Annotated in this window: 12 protein-coding genes; 1 reads left to right on the top strand and 11 read right to left on the bottom strand. The window is 39.2% G+C overall.

What is annotated here, in order from left to right:
• Positions 1 to 40 precede the first annotated feature (40 nt).
• Together PMI13_RS16905 and PMI13_RS16910 are read right to left on the bottom strand one after the other, a co-directional pair.
• Positions 41 to 1,954 carry a sialate O-acetylesterase gene (locus tag PMI13_RS16905; RefSeq protein WP_007845957.1) on the bottom strand — a complete coding sequence of 638 codons (1,914 nt, stop codon included), beginning with the start codon at positions 1,952 to 1,954 and terminating at the stop codon, positions 41 to 43.
• Between the two features lie 26 nt (positions 1,955 to 1,980).
• Complete coding sequence (locus PMI13_RS16910) at positions 1,981 to 4,356, bottom strand: glycoside hydrolase family 127 protein (protein ID WP_007845958.1); 2,376 nt, start codon at positions 4,354 to 4,356, stop codon at positions 1,981 to 1,983.
• 527 nt (positions 4,357 to 4,883) lie between these two features.
• Here PMI13_RS16910 and PMI13_RS16915 point away from each other — a divergent pair.
• The gene (locus PMI13_RS16915; RefSeq protein WP_007845959.1) at positions 4,884 to 5,570 is read left to right on the top strand and encodes an NUDIX hydrolase; all 687 of its coding nucleotides are present in this window, start codon (positions 4,884 to 4,886) and stop codon (positions 5,568 to 5,570) included.
• Position 5,571: 1 nt separating this feature from the next.
• On the opposite strand, the gene PMI13_RS16920 is transcribed toward PMI13_RS16915, so the two are convergent.
• The 9 genes from PMI13_RS16920 to PMI13_RS16960 all read right to left on the bottom strand — a co-directional run bounded on the left by PMI13_RS16920 (position 5,572) and on the right by PMI13_RS16960 (position 20,214).
• A complete protein-coding gene (locus PMI13_RS16920) occupies positions 5,572 to 7,479 on the bottom strand; it encodes a DUF294 nucleotidyltransferase-like domain-containing protein (protein WP_007845966.1) in 1,908 nt (635 codons plus the stop codon).
• 4 nt (positions 7,480 to 7,483) lie between these two features.
• A complete protein-coding gene (locus tag PMI13_RS16925) occupies positions 7,484 to 8,128 on the bottom strand; it encodes a 3'-5' exonuclease (RefSeq protein WP_007845972.1) in 645 nt (214 codons plus the stop codon).
• A gap of 84 nt (positions 8,129 to 8,212) precedes the next feature.
• Positions 8,213 to 9,940, bottom strand: a complete 1,728-nt coding sequence (locus tag PMI13_RS16930) for a sodium:solute symporter family transporter (RefSeq protein ID WP_007845974.1) — start codon at positions 9,938 to 9,940, stop codon at positions 8,213 to 8,215.
• Between the two features lie 3 nt (positions 9,941 to 9,943).
• A complete protein-coding gene (locus tag PMI13_RS16935; RefSeq protein WP_007845976.1) occupies positions 9,944 to 11,101 on the bottom strand; it encodes an aldose epimerase family protein in 1,158 nt (385 codons plus the stop codon).
• Positions 11,102 to 11,122: 21 nt separating this feature from the next.
• Positions 11,123 to 12,619 carry an L-arabinose isomerase gene (gene araA, locus PMI13_RS16940; protein ID WP_007845978.1) on the bottom strand — a complete coding sequence of 499 codons (1,497 nt, stop codon included), beginning with the start codon at positions 12,617 to 12,619 and terminating at the stop codon, positions 11,123 to 11,125.
• Positions 12,620 to 12,759: 140 nt separating this feature from the next.
• Positions 12,760 to 13,458 carry an L-ribulose-5-phosphate 4-epimerase gene (locus tag PMI13_RS16945; protein WP_007845980.1) on the bottom strand — a complete coding sequence of 233 codons (699 nt, stop codon included), beginning with the start codon at positions 13,456 to 13,458 and terminating at the stop codon, positions 12,760 to 12,762.
• Positions 13,459 to 13,523: 65 nt separating this feature from the next.
• Complete coding sequence (locus PMI13_RS16950) at positions 13,524 to 15,224, bottom strand: ribulokinase (protein WP_007845982.1); 1,701 nt, start codon at positions 15,222 to 15,224, stop codon at positions 13,524 to 13,526.
• A 245-nt stretch (positions 15,225 to 15,469) separates the two neighbouring features.
• Positions 15,470 to 17,446 (bottom strand): alpha-L-arabinofuranosidase C-terminal domain-containing protein, encoded by a 1,977-nt coding sequence (locus tag PMI13_RS16955; RefSeq protein WP_007845984.1) that lies wholly within the window; start codon positions 17,444 to 17,446, stop codon positions 15,470 to 15,472.
• Positions 17,447 to 17,586: 140 nt separating this feature from the next.
• The gene (locus PMI13_RS16960) at positions 17,587 to 20,214 is read right to left on the bottom strand and encodes a glycoside hydrolase family 3 C-terminal domain-containing protein (RefSeq protein WP_007845985.1); all 2,628 of its coding nucleotides are present in this window, start codon (positions 20,212 to 20,214) and stop codon (positions 17,587 to 17,589) included.
• Positions 20,215 to 20,250 lie beyond the last annotated feature (36 nt).

Here is a 20,250-nt window from a genome sequence, read left to right on the forward strand (position 1 = left end):
AAGTTTGTTTTAGATAATATCCGGAGTACCGGCAGCTTCCTTATTCTGTTGTAAACGGCGAAGCGGGAAGTCCGGTTTTGTTTTTCAGGTTTCCGTCAGGATTGTCTGCCCAGTCGTAGCGGACTGCGGACGGTTCGTTTACATCATCATTCCATACAGTGATATTCTTACCTTCAATTTTTGCTTTTGCCCATTGGTATTTTCCATCTTTGCCTTTAATGGCAAAACCTTTCAGTTCTGAAACAGGAGCAAAATCATCAGTTCCGTTTTTAAAGGAAAGAATAATCTTATTTCCTTCTACTTTCATTGACTGATAAACCGGTCCGTCTGCAATAATATTTTTTTTGTATGCAACTTTAAGCGCCTGCAAAGCCAACCTGTCTCCGACTGTTTTCTTATCAAGCGGATGAATATCATTCCATTCTCCTACATCAATGATTACAGCAAGTCCGGTGTTCGGGACTTTGAGGGAAACCTGACGCTGCTGATTTCTGAGTTCTGCCCAGTTACTTTCAACAGGCTGTGTTTTTGGTTCCATAAAATTAGCCAATTGTACGATAAAGAAAGGCAAATCTTTCCGGTTCCATTTATTTCGCCAATCCAGAATCATCATGGTCAGCAAATCTCCATATTCTTTTGGTTTTCCGGTATTACTTTCGCCCTGATACCAAATTGCACCTTTAATATTATAATTGATAAGAGGATTAATCATTGCATCATACAATCCGATCGGTTTCCAACGGATAAACGTTTGTCCGGGAGCCATTTTTTCCATTTTAGCTCCTATTTTATATTTCCATTCGGCCTTTAAATCGATTTTATTTCCGTCAATTTCAAGATAGTAGGGTTTGTCCATTATGAATTCTCCTTTTCCGTTTCCGTTGGAAATTCTTACGGCAATCACATTTTTTCCTTCTTTTAAAACACCTTTCGGAATATTGTACCAGCGAGGTGGATATTCGTAGGTTACATTTCCTACTTTTGCACCGTTGATGTAGGTCACATCGGCATCTTTTATTCTTCCTAAATTTAAAAATGCAGCTTTTCCTGCCTGATTTTTAGTTAAACTAATTTCTTTTCTGAACCATATGGAACCTTCGAAAGGGCCTTCTTTATCTTCCCACGAACCGGGAACCTGCATTATTTTCCATCCGGAATCATCCAAATCGAAGCTTTCCCAGTGTTGACTTAGCCCGATATCGCTTTGATCAAGCTCTGTATACCACGCTTTGCTGAGTGACCGTTCTGTAGATTCTGTAGATTTTATCAGCTCATCGTCTTGCCATTTTTTGGCTTCATCCACATATTCAGGATATTTTTGAAGAGAATTTTCATCCATCCAGGCCTGAACCGGAGAACCGCCTAAACTTGTGTGGATGATGCCAACAGCAACCTTATTTTTCAGACTCAGTTCTCTTGCGAAAAAATAGGCAACACCTGAGAAATTAAGAATAGTCTGAGGATTTGTAGCTTCCCATTTACCACCGTCAAGCTCAGTTTGGGGTGACTTAAAATTATATTTTTGGGGAACGGTGAAAAATCTGATATTCTGATTATTTGCATTTTTGATTTCCTCAGCATAAAGCGGTGTCAGTCTTCGCATCGGAAGCTCCATATTCGATTGTCCGGAAGCCAGCCAGACATCCCCGATAAAAATATCTTTCAATGTAATTTCATTGATGGTCATCGTATACGGACCTCCAGCTTTCTGCTTTGGAAGAGTCATTTTCCAGTCTCCGTTTGGATCTGCAGTTGTATTGTATTTTCTGTTTAGGAATTCTACTATCACTTTTTCTCCGGCATCTGCTTTTCCCCAAACATTCAGCTTTTGGTTTCTCTGTAAAACCATTCCGTCTGAAACCAATGCAGGAAGCTTAACTTTAGCAGTGATAAAAGAAATACATAATAAGCCGACGAAGAAAATTAATATTTTAAAAAAGATCCTGTTTTTCATAACAAATTTGAATTCTGCAGTTTATTTTAGTTTTTGTCGGGTATTTGATTAAGCAACCGTACCTCAATGATTTTCGGTGTAAGGTATTTTTCATCTGAATTAAATTTTACCGTAAGAATTTCCTTACGAGTTTCAGATTCAGGAATCGGGATTAATAATGATTGTGGAGAGCTGCCTGATTTTCCATCGAAATGTTTAGAAATAACTTTTACTCCATTGATTTCCGCATTCAAAGTGCGGTTGCTATTGGCATCAAAATAAAGAAGATAAAGATATTTTGCATTGTTATTCCTGTTTCTCATCTGATAGCTGAACCAGCCTTTTGCCTCACGAAAATGGCGGTCTTCCATGTAGCCGGTACCGGAATCTTGGCTGTCGATAAAATGATCTGATTCCGGCTGCTGCTCACCCAACCGGATGTTGTCTGCAGTAATGCTGTTCAGCTTTCTGATTTCCTCTTCTTCCCTGGCTTTCTGCTTCTGAATCATTTCAATCTTATCCTGATTCGCTTGTGGAAAATAAATGATATAACGCTCTTCCTGAATTTTATAAAACGGAACCAATTCTAATCCATTGCTGAATTTACTTTGAGGATATAAGCCTGTCAATCTGAATGTCAAATCCTTTCCATTAATTGTTTCCAAATGGTTTAAAACTGATGTTGGGCTTCCCAAAATTGCAGGAATTTCATTTAAAGGAATCTGAGGTCCGTGCGCAATATGCCCGCCTCTGCTGTCATCAGCAAAAAGTCCGTCCTGATTTTCTTTTCCATATTTCGCAGCCAAAACAATCGGGCCATATTTGAATGCAAAATAATCTGAATGGTCCGGAAGCTGTTCTGCGGAAAGGTGCATTGGCATTTTCATTTCGATAACATCACCTTTTTTCCATTTTCTTTTGACAGAAAAATAACCTTCGGCGTCAATCGGCACATTTATATTTTTATGATTCACTGAAATGGTAATCTGAGAGGCATCTGACCATTCCGGTGCCCTTAATTTCATATTTATATCTGATTTTGAAACAACATCAAAAATTAATTTTGTTGATGCCGACTCCGGAAAATTGTTTTCCTGTCTCAGAACCATTTTCTTTTCAGACCACTTTAAAATGGAAGGAATAAACAGATTCACATAAAGATCTTCATCTGAATGTGCGTAAATCATTTCGCCATATTTGGCGTGATTTTCCATCCCGGAACCTACACAGCACCAAAAGCTTGTTTCCGGTTGGGAATAAACTCTGTAATGACCGGGACGCATCGGCGTGAAATAGACAAAACCTCCTTTTTCGGGATTTTGTGTGGAAAGTATATGATTGTATAAGGCCCTTTCGTAATAATCTATATAAGACGATTTCGGATTCGTCGCATATAATTCTTTGGAAAGCTTCAACATATTGTAGGTATTGCAGGTTTCCGGGCCTTCGATACTTTTAATCATTCCGCTGAAATCATTGATAGGATTGAAATGTTCGCTCACACTGTTTCCCCCTATAACCGCTGATCTTTTTTGCGTGACATTAATCCAGAAAAAATCTGCCGCATTGCTCCATTCTTTATTGTTTTCCAAATCTGCAATTCTCTTAAAACCGATTACTTTCGGAATCTGCGTGTTGGCGTGGATTCCTGTAAATTTATCTTCACCATTCAACAACGGGTTTAAAATGGCAAGATGAGAAAAACGGTGAGCCAGCCTGAGATATTTCGGATTTTTTGTAATGTCGTAAACGTCTGCAAAAACTTCGTTCAGTCCGCCGTGTTCACTTCGAAGCATATTCTGAATCTGTGCATCGGAAAGCACGGAAACTTCGCCAACCATCCAATCTGTGAGCCTGATAAGCATTTTTTTCGCTTTCCCACTATCTGCATACCAATAGGCATCGCGCAAACCTGAATATATTTTGTGAATATTATATAAAGGAACCCAACGGTCATTCAAGCCGAAAGTCGCGGCACGGATGTTTCCACCGGCAATTTCCTTCCAAATTTTCTTCCCATTCGGAACACCTGAAAGATAACCGTTTTCTGAAAGGTTCTGGCAACGCTCCAACTCATCAATCATATAATCCAGACGCTGCTTAACTTTGGCATCGCCTGTGGAAGCATACATCAGCGCCAAAGCGGAAATATAATGCCCCCCGATATGGCCATCCAGTCCTGTATTTTCCCAATTGGGATAGTTTGCTTTTTTAGGTTTCAACCCTGCTTCTTTCAAATAGGGTGCAAGAAGCCGGTCAGCATCCATCGACAGAATATATTTCTCATCTGTCTGCATCGCTTTACTGAAGACACTTTCGGACAAATGAACCTTGTTGAGCGGAAAGTAATTAACATTTTTCTTCATCTGTCCGAAAGTCAGAGAAGTAAAGCCTAAAAGCCATATCAACGATTTTTTATTCATTAATAAATGTTATTTCTACATTTCTAAAATAAAAGAAAGTATCCAAATGGCAAACAATTTTCAGAATTCAGCAACAGGCTCTGTTAAGAAAGTATTTTCAGACAATGAAAAATGCCTTTGAAAATCTTTAGCTTATCATAAAAAACAAGAATAGACAAACAATAGAATATCAATTCAATAAATGTAATTTAGTCATTATCAAAATAGATATCGTATGTTTAGATGAGCCAATAAAAATTGATACCCGGACTTATCGTATTTTAAAGAATATGCCCCGTATAAATACTTACTGAAGCTCCGAATAAAATTTTAACATAATTTTAACGTTACATTCATATTGGATTCATGTAATTTAGACAAAAAATTCTCTGAAATGATGAAAAAAAATCCCCAAAATCCTGCCTGAAACCAGCAAATCCTCAAAAAAGGGAGTATGAAGAAAAAATAAAGTGTTCAATATACATTTATTCATTTTTTCCTGTTATAATCTGCTCTAAAACATTTAACTTTGTATAAAATCATTTTTGATGGAAGAAAATTATCTTAATTATCCTAAACATCTTGTCGCAGTAGACTGTATCATTTTCGGTTTTGACGGTGAAAATCTGAAAATTCTTCTGGTACAAAGAAATTTCGAGCCAAAAAAAGGAGAATGGTCGCTGATGGGTGGATTTATTGATGATAAGGAAAATTCTGACCAAGCTGCTAACCGCGTACTGAATTCGTTAACTGGATTGGAAAATATCTACCTGGAACAACTGAATGCCTATACTGAAATTGATCGCGAACCTACAGCCAGAATTATGTCAATCTCTTACTACGCTTTAATCAATATTCAGGATAATATTCAAATCAATGAAAAATACAGTGCAAAATGGTTTGACCTGAAAGACTGTCCTGATCTGATTTTTGATCACAACGCAATGGTAAAAGATGCCGTTCTGAGACTGAGAAGAAGAGCAACCACAAGACCGATTGGCTTTGAGCTTTTGCCTGAAAAGTTTACAATGAAAGACCTTCAGAATCTTTATGAAGCTATTTTTGATGAAAAATATGACAAGCGTAATTTCACCAGCAAAATCAATGCACTGGATGTCCTGGTAAAAACGAATGAAAAAGATATGAGCTCTTCTAAAAAAGGGTCTTTTCTCTACACTTTTGACGAAGAAAAATACAATAAGAAAATTTCGGAAGGCTTTATGTTTAAAATTTAACCTAGAAACTTCCGGTAAATTTCACTTTGATTCCCAGCTGAAAATTGGCGATAGTCTTGAAAATTTCGATTAAGGTCACACGTTCTATTTTAGTCAGTTTACTAATTTCGATATAATTATCAGGATTTTTTTTATCCATATTAATTTGATTCGCCTGATTTTTGAGTCTGAGCGCCATGAGATAATAGTAAGAATGGTGCATTTCGTTATACTGCTGTTTTGTGAAAACTCCGATGTCAGTCAGCTTTTTCATTCGTTCACCTGTATTTTCTATTTCCAGATGATTTTTCAGTGCGTATACACGAACCAGGTCTACAATTGGAGACATCGCTGTTTTAATATCGAAAACTTCTGATTTCCCGACAGTCTGCGTTTTTATCCTTTTAAAAAAGGTCAGAGGAGGTTCGTACTGCAATGCATTTTTTGCAATGTGCGCAAAGAAAATCTGATTGGGCGAAACCAGTTTTTCCTTGATAAAAACTTTCAGTTCACGTACAATATTTTCATCACCATAAATAAAACGGAAATCAAAAAAAGTTGAAAATTTCATTGCATTTTCGGGTACTGATTCTTCAATCCATTGGGTATAATTTCTTTTCCAGTGAGAAAGAGAATGGGTCCATTTCGGATTGCTTGCCATAAAACCACCTTTGCAGTACTCAAAACCAATTTTGTTAAGGTCTTCTGAAACTTTTCCGGCAAAATCCAGAAAATACGCCCTTACCATTTCCCGATGTTCGTTGGCCTTGTCTTCGTAAATAATCCCGTTATCCTGGTCGGTACTCAGCGTCTGTTCTTTTCGTCCTTCACTTCCGGTGACAATGAAAGCAAATTTTGCAGGTGGTTTTCCTATTTCCTTTATAACTTTCTCAATTACTTTTCCGGTAATGGTATCGGCAATCGTGGTAATGATCTGACTGGCAATTTCGCCATGCACTCCTCTTCCCAAAAGCTGATTGATAATATCCGGAACCTTTTTCCATTTTTTGCGAAGCTCTTCGGTATTTTCTGCCTGCTTCACTGATTGGATAAAAACCAGCGGACTTTGCGCCTGCTCGCTCAGCAAACGGTTTCTGCTCAGGAATCCTATATATTCTTCTTTATTTTTCACCAGAAGATACCTCGATTTGGTTTTAAACATCATCAGAACTGCTTCATACAAATAAGCATCGCTTGAAATGCTTACAATCGGATTATCCATTACCTCTGAAATGGCTATCCCTGAATCCAGACTGCGGGCAATGACGTTATCCCGCAAGGTAATATCTGTCACATAACCAATAATTTCATCACTCCCCGACTTTTTGATGAAAATACAACTTACCTTATAGGCTGCCATCATTTTAGCCGCTTCAAAAACGGGTGTCCTTTCTTCGCACGAAATTATACTTTTGTAAGCAATCCCTTCAATTTTCCTGGAATATAGCTGGTCGGCTGCGAAATAACTCTCCTCAAAAGTAGCAGGTGTTTTTATAAAGTGGGAAAACTCCTCATCCAGCATTTTCTTTCCAAAATCTGAAGTGAAATAATGAAAAAAATCTTCGTAGGCATTACACAATTCGTAAAATTCCTTTTTAGGTAAGGTATAAACCACAGTTCCTTTTTTTGCTATCGCAGATTTCAGCGCACGAACTCTGTTCAGAACCACTGAAATTCCTCCAAAACAATAAGGCGAATGGTGTCTGGTCACACATCTTTTATTTTCTGCCGCATCGAAAAAGAAAGTTTCATATTCCCCCGACGATATAATATCTACACCTGTCAGCTCAGTAACTTCCTGGCGATAAACCAGCGTGTCTCTGGAAAACCCGGTTTTTGTAAGGGTTTCAGAAATTTCAGCAAGAACCGTTTCGGGCAAAAGATGAAATGGCTCTGTAATTTTAAGTAATGAAATAACTTTTTCTTCCATACTACTATTTCATTTTACCTGTTAAAAATTTCAATTTACATTCTATTTCGTCATGGATATTTTGAAGTTCATTGTCAGAAATTTCTCCTCGTGAACGAATTTCAAAAAAACATTTTGCTGTCATTTCCACATCAATCATTGCATCGTGAGCAGGTTGCATCTTTTCATTAAAAAGGAAATCGTAAAGCTGCGGCAAGCGAAAGTAATCTGCTTCGGCATTCAAAACATAGTCTTTACTTTTGAGCATCGTGCAGTAAAAATGACTTTGCTGAAATGGGTTTTCCAGATCTGCCCTGTAATAATCACAACTGAGCGTATGAATATCAAATTCTGTGAAATGCCCAGTAATCAAAGGATGATATTGCTGGATATCTTCTGAAAGTTTTTCTAAAACAACCCTTCGGTTTTCTCCGTTTCTGCTTAAAAATTCTTTGCTAATTCCGTGAACTCTGAACGACTTTGCACTGATTTTCAAATCCTCTGCATTAATATAAAAATTTTCCCTTTTAATCTCGCTACCGGTTTCGTCATACAAAATCCACGACAGCTGAACTGCTGAAGGCCAGTTATCTGTTTCAGAATATGGAACGTTCCAGCGCTTCGGAATTGCTGTTGTCTCTGTGTCGATGAAAAGGAGATATTTTTTCAAAACTTTTTTAAAATTACAAAATCATCAGTATTTTAACAAAAATAGGATGCCATAACGACATCCTACTTTTAATTATTTCTGAAATTACCAGAATCTCACATAAAGTGCAGTCAATAAAAGAACTGTAACTACAATCATTATTAAAGTTCTGGAATCTACTTTGAACATAGTTGCATCGATGGCGAAGGCTTTCGGATTCACTTTCGGGCCAGCCAAACTTATCAGGACCATAACAATAACAGTAATGAAGAATGACCATCCCATATTAATTAAAAATGGAATTTCCGTAATGGTATGAACCACACCATTTTCTAATTTTTCATAAGTGAAAGCTGTATACAGCCAGGTTTCTTTTCCGAAAATACCGACAGCAAAACTGTTGAAGAAAATAGCCAGTAAGAAACCGAGAAGAACGCCTACCAAAGCTGCCGTTCCTGTGGTCCTTTTCCAGAACATTCCCAAAAGGAACATCGCAAAAACACCCGGACTGATAAATCCGGTATATTTCTGAATAAACGTGAAGCCACCTTCTCCGCCGATCCCCAAAACATCAGTCCACGTAAATGCCAAAGCCACGAACATTGCAATAATAATTGCCCAACGTCCTGTTCTAACCATCTGAATTTCGGTGGCATCTGCTTTCAGGTATTTTTTATAGATATCCAAAGTAAAAATCGTGGAAATACTGTTTACTTTACCCGCCAAAGAAGCAACGATCGCTGCGGTAAGCGCTGCGATTGCAAGTCCTTTAAGACCGGTAGGTAAAAAGCTTAAAATGGCTGAGTAAGCTCCGTCTTTTACTCCGTTGAAACCAGGTAAATGTCCTTTTGTGTATAAAACATATGCTGCAATTCCCGGAAGCATTACGATAATCGGCATAAATAATTTCAGAAACCCTGCGAATAAAATTCCGGTTCTTGCAGTTTTCAAATCAGCACCCAAAGCACGTTGCGTGATATACTGGTTACATCCCCAATAATTCAGATTTACAATCCACTGTCCCGCAAAATACATCGCCAGACCCGGTAAAACAACATATTTCTGAACATTCAGGTTTTCCGGCATTGCCAGTGTTGTGGTAGTTGTAGCTGGTTTATCAAGAATTAATTTAAAATGCTGCGGTGCTTCGTTTATTAATGTCTGGAAACCTGCTAAAGCATTTCCTACAGCCACTCCGTTTATTCTCTGGTCGACAATCTGGAGGGCCATATAAACGGTCGCAAAACCTCCGATAATCAAAACCGCTACCTGGATCACATCGGTGTATCCGATAACTTTCATTCCACCTAAGCCGATCAGCAAAGCCATCAGAAGCAATCCAATCATAATGGTGTGCAGATTATCTCCACCCAACAAAGTATTAATAGCCAAAGCACCCAGATAAAGAATTGAGGTTAAATTTACAATCACATACAGAAACAGCCAAAAGACCGCCATAATCAGTGAAACTGATTTGTTGTAACGGGTTTCCAGAAACTGGGGCATTGTATAAATTTTATTCTTTAAATAAATCGGTATAAACCATACGGCGATGATAATCAGTGCAATTGCTGCAATCCATTCGTAAGCCGCAACAGCGATTCCTACAAAAAATCCTTCACCGCTCATCCCGATAAACTGTTCCGCCGAAATGTTGGATGCAATCAAACTGGCACCGATTGCCCACCAGGTGAGTGAACCTTCTGCCAGAAAATAATCTTTACTGCCTGTAGCCGCGGATTTTTTCCTGTTGTAAATCCAAATTCCGTATCCCGCTACCACCACAAAATAAATAAGAAATATGATGATATCAATAGTCGCTAAGTTTCCCATAATTTATTTTTTAACTGAGAATTTATAAATCGTTTTAGTCTGATATTTTTGTCCCGGCTTCAGCTCTGTTGAAGGGAAAGAAGCCTGATTCGGAGAATCCGGAAAATGCTGGGTTTCCAGACAAAACCCTGTTCGGAATTCATTTTTCCCACCGGTTTTAGTCTCAAATTTCCCATCCAGAAAATTTCCGGAATAGAACTGAACGCCCGGCTCATCTGTAAAAACCTCCATCACTCTTCCTGATTCCGGATGATAGACCTTTGCAATGCTTCTCAATCCAGTTCCGTTCAGAATCCAGTTATGATCATAGCCTTTTCCTTTTTTCAACTGGTCATCGGCAGCATTAATATCTTTTCCGATAGGTTTAGAAACTGTGAAATCAAACGGGCTTCCTTTTACTGCCTTCTGTTCGCCAGTCGGAATTAATGTTTCATTGACAGGTAAAAATTGATCTGCGTTGATTTGCAGTTCGTGGTCGGTAATGGTTTTTGTGAAATTTCCTGAAAGATTAAAATAAGAATGCTGGGTAAGATTCACAACCGTTGCTTTATCTGTAGTTGCTTCATAAGAAATCTCCAAGGCATTGTCGTCTGTCAAAGTATATAAAACAGTTGTAGTTAATTTTCCCGGATAGCCTTCTTCGCCGTCTTCACTTGTGTAAGTAAGTTTCAATGTTGGAAACTCAGCATCTTTCACAGATTCAATATGCCAGAATTTGGTATGGAAACCATCTTTTCCCCCATGAAGGCTGTTTGGTCCGTCATTCTTGTCGATGTCATAAGTTTTGCCCTCTAAAGTAAATTTTGCGTTGGCAATCCTGTTTCCATAACGGCCGATCAAAGCCCCAAAATAATACGGGTTTCCGTTGAAATAATCTTCAGGTTTCGTAAAACCTAAAACAACGTCTTCATATTTTCCGTTTTTATCAGGGGCAGTCAGTGAAGTGATAATTCCACCGAAATTGATAACTTCTACCTTCATCCCGTTTTTGTTGATCAGAGTATATTTTTTAACAGTATCGCCTTTTGCCGTCACTCCGTAGCCTGAAACCTGTATGTTTTCCATATTTCCTTTTTGGGTCTGATTGTTGTTTTCTTTTTTGCAGCATCCGAAAATACATAAAAACGCAATGATAATCAGATTATAGCTTATTTTTTTCATAGTCTAAATGATTTTGCAAGTTTAACGATAATAAATCTCATTCCACCTAAGCATATTCTTAAAATCACGGATTTTTGTATCTTCATCAATAACCAACGACTCTATCCCTGCGATTTCCGCAAAATCCTCCAATTGTTCTGCGCTGATATTTTCACTGTAACACGTATGATGCGCACCGCCTGCCAGAATCCAGGCTTCGGCAGCTGTGTACAAATCCGGAAAAGGCTTCCAAAGGACTCTTGCCACGGGAAGTTTTGGTAATTCTTCTGTGATCTCCAATGCTTTTGTTTTGTTGATTAACAGCCTGAAATGGTTTCCGAAATCCATAAGGGCGGCATTCAGGGAATCAATATTTCCTCTTGAATTGAAAACCAGGCGAACAGGATCTGCCTTGCCCCCAATTCCCAACTGATGAATTTCGCAAGATGGTTTGTCAACCGCCAAAACCGGGTCAACTTCCAGCATGTGAGAACCTAAAACAGAAGGATTTGCCGGATTGAGATGATAGGTATAATCTTCCATAAAAGCATTTCCCCCTTCCAGACCTTGCCCCATGGTTTTCATTGCACGGACAAGCGCTGCTGTTTTCCAGTCACCTTCTCCGGCAAAACCATACCCCTTTTTCATCAGTCTCTGAACGGCAATTCCAGGAAGCTGCTCCAACCCGTGCAGATCTTCAAATGTATCTGAAAAACCTTTAAAATTCCCGTCTTTCAGGAATTTTTCCAGTCCTAATTCTATTCTGGCAGCTGCTTCAAGTGATTTTCTGTTGCTTCCGCCTAACAGAAGAGATTCTGCCATCTTATAAGATGCTTCATATTCTTCCATCAAAGTTTTCACTTCGCCATCACCTATGGAGTTGACAACACTTACTAAATCACCGATTCCCCAAGTATTTACCGAAAATCCAAATTGGGTCTCCGCTTCTACCTTATCTCCGTCTGTAACGGCAACATATCTCATATTGTCTCCAAAACGGGCAAATTTCGCGCCTTGCCAATCATCCCATCCTGCTGCAACACGACTCCAGTCCCCGATTTGTTTCTGAACTCTTTCTTCAGACCAATGTCCGACAACTACTTTCCTGTTCTTGCGGAGACGGCTTACCATAAAACCAAATTCACGGTCGCCATGAGCGGCCTGGTTGAGGTTCATAAAATCCATATCCATGGTAGACCACGGGATATCCTGATTGAACTGTGTGTGAAGATGCAGCATCGGTTTCTGTAAAGCGGTCAACCCGCGAATCCACATTTTGGCAGGGGAAAAAGTGTGCATCCAGGTTACGATACCAATACAGTCTTTTGCAAAGTTGGCGGCTGTAAGGGTTTCAAAGATTTCTTCCGTGGTTTTTACGGTTGATTTCAAAACAACCTTTACCGGAATGGATGAAGATGCGTTGAGCTCTTCCACTATTTTCCCTGAATGTCCGGCAACCTGAGCCAATGTTTCAGGTCCGTATAAATGCTGGCTTCCGGTGATGAACCAGATTTCTTTTGTATTGAGAGGTGTTAACATATGTTATAAATGATGATTTTTTATGCTTTCCACAGGTTTTATCTGTGGTTATTATTGAACCCTTTAAATAAATTTGTTTATCAGCCTTATAGGTTTCAGAAACCTATAAGGTTTGCTTTTGTTTTCCACTAATAACACCGTTACTGTCCGTAATAAGCATTTTTACCATGTTTGCGTTCATAATGTTTTTTGATAAGCGAATTTTTCAAACGCGGTGCATCCGGATTGATTTGTCTCGTGAGATAGGCCATTTCTGCGATAGTTTCCAGGACTTTGCTGTTGTAAACGGCTTTATCAGCATTTTTTCCCCAGGTAAAGGGTCCGTGATTTCCGATAAGAATCATTTCCACTTCCTCGTACGAGAGTTCTTTTTCTTTAAAATAGTCAAGAACCTGTATTCCGGTGTTGTATTCGTAGTTCCCTTCGATTAAATCGTCCCGCATCGGCGGTGCACAGGGAATATCTGTCGTGAGATGGTCTGCGTGTGTGGTCCCCAAAATCGGAATATCCAACTGCGCCTGTGCCCAAGCTACGGAATAAATGGCGTGAGTATGGGAAATCCCACCGATGTTCTCCCAATTCTTGTAAAGGTAGGCATGGGTTTTGGTGTCGGAAGAGGGTCTTAATTTTCCTTCGACCAGATTGGCATCATAATCTAAAATCACGATGTCTTCCGGTTTTAAAAGCTCGTAAGGAACGCCGCTCGGCTTGATGGCAAAAATTCCTTTGTCACGGTCTACGGCACTTACATTCCCAAAAGTGTAAACGACAAGCTTCAGTGCATCCAGCTGCATATTGGCTTCGTAACATTCTCTCTGGAGTTCTTTATATCTGCTCATTTTATTATTTTTTTATATTTTTTTAATGCAAAGCCTGCAAAAATTCTTTGACTGCTAAGTGTTTTTTAGTCCGTCAATGTTTTGCTTTTCCTGCTTTTCTGTTTTAAGCTGTTTTCGGTAAAATCAGCAAGAATCTGATACTGGCTCATCAACTCTGCATATTTTTCTACCTGCTCTGCCTGCGGAAAATATTCGGCTTCGAAATCCGAACCCATTTTCTGGCTTGCTTCCTGAATATTGGGATAAATTCCCGCTGCAACCGCTGCATAAATCGCCGCACCCAAAGCCGGAGCCTGGTCGGATGCTGCCACTACAATCGGCATATTGAGGACGTTTGCCAAGGTCTGCATAATGAAAGGAGATTTTCTGGCAACACCACCGATTCCGATTACTTTTTCGATTTTCACACCTTCTTCTTCGAAACGGTCGACTATTTTTTTCGAACCAAAACAAATGGCATTCACCAATGCTTTGAAAATATGTGGTGCTTTTGTTCCTAATGAAAGATTGCTGATGGTGGCTTTCAGCTCCTGATCGGCATCAGGCGTTCTTCTTCCGTTGATCCAGTCCAGGGCAATAGGGACAGCTTCAGAAAGAGGAATTTTTTCTGCTTCCAAAGTGAGCTTCCGGATAATGTTTTCTTCTATTTCTTCTTTTAAAAGTTGTTTTTGATTTTCATCAATGATATCGGAATTCATCAGAATATGGTGAACAGGCCAGGTGAGAATATCCTTGTACCAAGCCAGAAGATCACCGAATGCCGATTGTCCGGCTTCCAGGCCAATCAGTCCCGGAATAACAGAACCGTTGACTTGTCCACAAATACCTTTTACGGTCTTGTCCTGGATAATTTCGTTAGATGCAACCATAATATCGCAGGTTGATGTTCCCATGATTCTGATGAGCGTGTTCTCTTCTACTTTTGCTCCAACAGCTCCGGAATGTGCGTCAAAAGTTCCTACAGCAATTACAGTATTCGTAGTCAATCCCAGTTTTGCAGCCCATTCAGCGTTTAAGTTTCCTGCAACCTCATCGGAAGTATAGGTTTTATCATACAATCTTTCCCGAAGTTCGGCTAAGGAAGGGTCTAACTGACCAAGAAAATCTTTTGAAGGAAGTCCGTCCCATGACTCGTGCCACATTGCTTTATGACCGGCTGCACACCGACTTCTTTTAAACGTTGCCAAATCCTGGTTATCGGAAAGAAGAAATGTGATATAATCGCAATGTTCCATCCAGCTGTGGGCAGCATTTTTCACATTTTCATCCTGTCTGCTGATATGAAGGATTTTTGCCCAAAACCATTCAGATGAATAAATCCCACCCTCAAATCTGGTATAATCTTCGCCGTCCCAATTTCTTGACAAGCGGTTGATTTCTTCTGCCTCTTCAATGGAAGTATGATCTTTCCACAAAACCATCATCGCATTAGGGTTTTCTTCGAACCCCGGAGTCAAAGCCAATGCCTGGCCTTCTTTATTTACCGGAAGCGGTGATGAGCCTGTAGTGTCAATACAAATGCTGACAATACTTTCGGGCGCTACTCCACTTTCTTTTACTACATGGAAAATGGTTTGTTGCAAACCTTCAATATGGTCTAAAGGATGCTGACGGAACTGATTTTGTTCCGGCTGGCAGAATTTTCCTTCTTTCCATCTCTGGTAATAGCTTACAGATGTTGCGAGTTCTGCTCCGTTTTCTGTATCAATCAGGACTGCACGAACTGAATCTGTTCCGTAATCTAATCCGATAACATATTTTTTCATTAAGGTAAGTAGTTAATTTTTTGACAAATTATTTTTAAGCCTCCGCCAGGCTCAGGACGACATCTCCATAACTAAATATTGCTGTTTGTGTTCATTTAAAAGAAAAAGCGAATGATCTTTAATGAGACTTTAACAAATACTTATATTTTTTGTTTAAGAGATAAAACAAATATAAGATTCTATTTTAAATAAATGTAAAAAACACACTTAATTTTATTTTTTTCTTTGCTGATCGATGGTGGGATTTATTTAAGCTTTAAAATCACGAAAGAATTAGCGGGAATATCAACCAAAAATTTCCCTTTTTTCAAAGCTAAAATCTCCTCAACCGGTTTGATATTCTCTGTTTGGAAGTTATTTTCAGCAGAGAGCTTTGATGCTGTTAAGGTTATTTTGTTGAGCTTATTTCCTATTTGTCTGCTTCCTGGATTGATTTCAACTGATTTTCCCTGAGAATCTGTATTGACCACCTTGATGATAGTCTCTCCTTTGTTTCTATCCTGAACGGCGGACGCAAAAAGCTGATGTTGTCCTTTAACAGGGTTTCCATTTTCAGAAATTTTAATTAAATCGGTTCCCTTATTGTTGGAAAACAATTGCTGAACATAATAATTCGGGGTTGCATAGGACTGAAGATTGTTGAACCATATCAGATCCGGTGTCCATTGCCATCCGTCTGCGTGTGCGAAAAGCGGTGCATAAGAAGTCATCGCAACGACATCAGCGTTACGCTCAAGCCCGGTCATAAAAGCAGCTTCCGACAATGCAGTCTGCCAGTTGTTTTTGTTGTCGGGTTTCACTACACCCACAGACTGAGCAGCATATTCCCCGGCAAAAACCTTTGGTCCTGAACGGTCGTAATCATCATATCTTCCAGCATTTTTTGTAAACCACTCCGGTGAATTGTAATAATGCTCATCAACAATCTGTGCATTGAGTTTTTTAAGCTCTTTCCAGCCATAATCAAAAAATTCTCCGTCCGGCGACGGCCCGCTTCCGGAAATAATTTTAATTTCGGGATATTTGGAGTGAATAGCCTTTTCAAAAACTTTATATCTTTCAATATAATCTTCGCCCCACTGTTCGTTCCCGACACCGACAAATTTTAAATTAAAAGCTTTCGGATGCCCCATATCGGCACGCAGTTTCCCCCACTTTGTATTGGTATCACCATTTGCAAATTCGATTAAATCTAAAGCATCCTGAACGTAAGGATTTAATTCTTCCAAATGAACCAATTCGCCTGTATTAAACTGACAAGCCATTCCGCAGCTCAGAATCGGGACAGGTTCTGCTCCCAAATCCTCGGAAAGCTGAAAATATTCGTAAAAGCCCAATCCGAACGATTGATAATAATCAGGAGTCGGCCGATGGGCAAATCCTGAACTCCATTTATTGATGAGATGTTCTCTGTCCGCAACATTCCCAATTGTTTTTTTCCATTGATATCGCTCATTAAGTGTTCTTCCCTCTACAATACAGCCTCCGGGAAAACGGAGAAATCCCGGCTGCAGATCGTATAATTTCTGAACTAAATCTTTTCTCAAACCGCCTTTTCTTCCTTTCCACGTATCCTGCGGGAACAGGGAAATCATATCCATATTTACAACGCCGTTTCCGGTAAAGGTGATTTGTAGTCTTGCTTTTTCAACCGTTCTTGATGGAGAAAAAACGGCAGTATATTTTTGCCAGCCTATTCCTTTGATAAGGATCGGAACTTTGGAAATAACCATCCCGTTTTCATCTATGAGACTTGCATTGACCGCGGAAATATTCCCGGAAACGTTTTCCAAATCAAAACTGAAATCATATTGGGTATTCTGATGAATACCAATTCCCCGGAAACCTTCATTTTCCAGAATATAGCTTTTATCATTATTTACAGTGATTCTAGCATAGTTCTTATTGGTTTTGGAATCATCTGAATATATGGTGAGAACTCCGGAATCAAGATTATGAGAAAGTATCCTTGAATTCTGCTGCTTCCAACCCATCAATGGCTCATCAAATTCAAAGCTTCGGTTTTTGATTAATTCAGCGTAAATACCGCCATCTGCAGCAAAATTGATGTCTTCAAAGAAGATTCCGTACATCGTCGGCTGGATTTTGATATGGGTAGAGATTCCGTCTAAATCAAGGATATGCTTATTGCTGTCTTGGGCTGATAGAAATGCAGCACTCAAAAAGAGTATTCCTGTAAAGATTTTATTTTTTGTTTTCATAGATTTTTATTGTCCAAATAGACACTTCGACTACGCTCAGTATGATATCTATAATATTATTTGAATGAGCTGTATTAGTATATTTATTGTAAACCTTACAGGTTTTGAAAACCTATAAGGTTTCGTTGCGTGACAACAGATTACCTGACTTTCAGCTGCATATTTTTTAATCCAGAATTTGCTGAAGTTCCCCCATAAAGAATCGTATAATCTCCTGATTTTGAAATCAAATCATCTGCTTTTTCATCGTAAAATTTAAATGATTCTTTGGAAATCGTCAATTGAATATTTTTTGTTTCTTTTGACCTGATCAAAACTCTTTCAAAAGCTCTTAAAGTTTTTACAGGAGCCAAAACATCGTTATTTCTTTTCACGTAAACCTGAACTACTTCTTCCCCGTCTCTATCCGAAATATTCGTAACAGGAACTGTTATGATAATATCCTCATTAGGACTGATGCTGTTTTTGCTCAGCTTTGCATTGCCATAATTGAATTTTGAATAACTCAAACCGTGACCGAATGCATACAAAGGATTTTCCGTCATGTAACGGTAGGTTCTTCCCTGCATATCGTAATTTTCAAATCCCTGGTGCTTGCTGGTTTTTGAAAGCGCATTATCAAGCTGCTCCAGATTTTTGTAAAAAGTAACCGGTAACCTTCCGGAAGGGTTGTAATCTCCTGCCAAAACATCTGCCACGGCAGTTCCGCCAGATTGACCACCATACCATGCATTAAGCAACACATCATAATTTTTTTCGTCCTGCTCCAGACCGAGTGAGCTTCCCGTACAAAGGACAAAAACAACAGGTTTTCCGGTTTTTCTTAACTCAGCCAGTAATTCACGCTGAACTTTCGGAAGCTCTATTGATGTTTTATCGCCACCTTTGAAGCCTTCGGCATTAACCAACATTTCTTCGCCTTCCAGACTTGGTGAAAGTCCGCCCGCAAAGACAATCACATCTGCATCTTTTACTTTTTCTTTTACCGATGCAAAGTTTACAGGATCTTTTCTATAAACTTCAAAGCTGATGCTCACATATTTTCCTTTTTGGGTGTGCCGCAATTCTATCTGATATTCTTTTCCTTTCTCCATTTTTACAGGAAATTCTGAAGAATGTCTTGCATCCGGACCTTTTCTGGTAGCGATTTCTTTTCCGTCAACAAACAGAGTGTATACATCTGATGTAGCTGCAGAAAGTATCACCTCCCCGGAATAGCTGCTTTTGAAAACCCCGGAAATTCTTGCTGAAGTATTCTCTCTTGCAACTCCCGGTGCAAGCTGAGTTCCACCGAAACTATTATAAGTGATTCCCGTTTTGTTAACAGAAATATTGACAGGACTCCCTTTAAACTCATTATTATTAAAAAACTCTACTTTCATCCCTTTTCCGCCATTTTTCTGACTCAAAAAATTCTGGTAAAGTGAAGCTCTGGACGATGGATCGGCAACTTCGCTGCCTTTTTCGTAAATGATTTCCGTATTTGGAAATTTAGCCTTGATTCCTTCCAAAATGGTTACTATTGAAGAAGGTGTTCCGTTATAATTTCCCAATTGCATCATTTCGTCATCGGCATTAGGACCTACAACTGCAATTTTTTTTATATTTTTATTGAAAGGCAGAATATTATTTTCATTTTTCATCAGCACAATTGATTTTTGTGCCATTTTCAGCGCCTGTTTTTTGTGCTCATCCGAATCTACAACCGAATATGGGATCTGGTTCCAAAGCACGGAAGATTTTGGATCAAGCATTCCAAGCTCAAACCAGCCTTTTAGGATCCTCCGCATTGAAATGTCAATATCTTTTTCAGTAATCAATCCACCTGCAAGAGATTTGTTGAGATTGTTATAAGTATCTCCGCATTCCAGATCTGTGGAATGTTTCAAAGCATCTGCAGCAGTGCTTTTTTCATCGGGATGTGTTCCATGGTATTTCTCCTGATAAAAATCTGCCAAAGCCCAACAGTCGGAAACCACCATTCCGTCGTACTTCCATTTACCGCGAAGAATTTCGTTAAGCAGGGTATTGCTGGCACAGCAAGGCTGTCCGTCAAAAGCGTTGTAAGCGCACATCACTTCTCTCACATTTCCTTCTAAGACTAGCGATTTGAAGGCGGGAAGATAGGTTTCATACAAATCTCTTTTGGAAACTTCTGCATTGTAAGAATGACGGTTCCATTCCGGTCCGCTATGAACTGCAAAATGTTTGGCACAAGCATGTGTTTTGAAATATTTCGGATCATTTCCCTGCAAGCCTTTTACTGCAGCAACGCCAAGAACGGAAGTTAAATAAGGATCTTCTCCATAGGTTTCCTGGCCCCTTCCCCATCTTGGGTCGCGGAAAATATTGATATTGGGAGTCCAGAATGTAAGACCTTCATAACGTCCTGTTTTACTGGCTTCGTCGAAAGATTTATTGTATTTTGCCCTTGCTTCATCAGAAATCATTTCAAAAGTTTTGAGATGCTCCGGAACATCCCAGGCTGCCGCCATGCCAATTGCCTGGGGAAAAACCGTAGCTGTTCCTGCCCTCGCAACACCGTGAAGCGCTTCATTCCACCATCCGTAAGCAGGAATCTCCAGACGGGGAACCGCTTTGGAATTGTCCATCATCATTCCTATTTTTTCATCAACTGTCAGTAGCCCAAGCAGGTTTTCTATTCTTTGCTCTACCGGAAGATTGGGATTTCGGAATGGATATTTGTAATTCTGTCCAAATGAAAAGGCACAAATGAAAATGGATATATTTAATATTATTTTTCTCATAAGATGATATTAAAAACAGATTATGATTAATAAAAT

This window comes from Chryseobacterium populi (assembly GCF_000282115.1).
GTDB classification, from domain to species: domain Bacteria; phylum Bacteroidota; class Bacteroidia; order Flavobacteriales; family Weeksellaceae; genus Chryseobacterium; species Chryseobacterium populi.

Bases quoted from the DNA above. Each gene is read 5' to 3' on its own strand.
- PMI13_RS16960 (WP_007845985.1), bottom strand. From the start codon at position 20,214: ATGAGAAAAATAATATTAAATATATCCATTTTCATTTGTGCCTTTTCA.
- araA (WP_007845978.1), bottom strand. From the start codon at position 12,619: ATGTTAACACCTCTCAATACAAAAGAAATCTGGTTCATCACCGGAAGC.
- PMI13_RS16935 (WP_007845976.1), bottom strand. From the start codon at position 11,101: ATGAAAAAAATAAGCTATAATCTGATTATCATTGCGTTTTTATGTATT.
- PMI13_RS16920 (WP_007845966.1), bottom strand. From the start codon at position 7,479: ATGGAAGAAAAAGTTATTTCATTACTTAAAATTACAGAGCCATTTCAT.
- PMI13_RS16955 (WP_007845984.1), bottom strand. From the start codon at position 17,446: ATGAAAACAAAAAATAAAATCTTTACAGGAATACTCTTTTTGAGTGCT.
- PMI13_RS16950 (WP_007845982.1), bottom strand. From the start codon at position 15,224: ATGAAAAAATATGTTATCGGATTAGATTACGGAACAGATTCAGTTCGT.
- PMI13_RS16915 (WP_007845959.1), top strand. From the start codon at position 4,884: ATGGAAGAAAATTATCTTAATTATCCTAAACATCTTGTCGCAGTAGAC.
- PMI13_RS16945 (WP_007845980.1), bottom strand. From the start codon at position 13,458: ATGAGCAGATATAAAGAACTCCAGAGAGAATGTTACGAAGCCAATATG.
- PMI13_RS16910 (WP_007845958.1), bottom strand. From the start codon at position 4,356: ATGAATAAAAAATCGTTGATATGGCTTTTAGGCTTTACTTCTCTGACT.
- PMI13_RS16930 (WP_007845974.1), bottom strand. From the start codon at position 9,940: ATGGGAAACTTAGCGACTATTGATATCATCATATTTCTTATTTATTTT.
- PMI13_RS16905 (WP_007845957.1), bottom strand. From the start codon at position 1,954: ATGAAAAACAGGATCTTTTTTAAAATATTAATTTTCTTCGTCGGCTTA.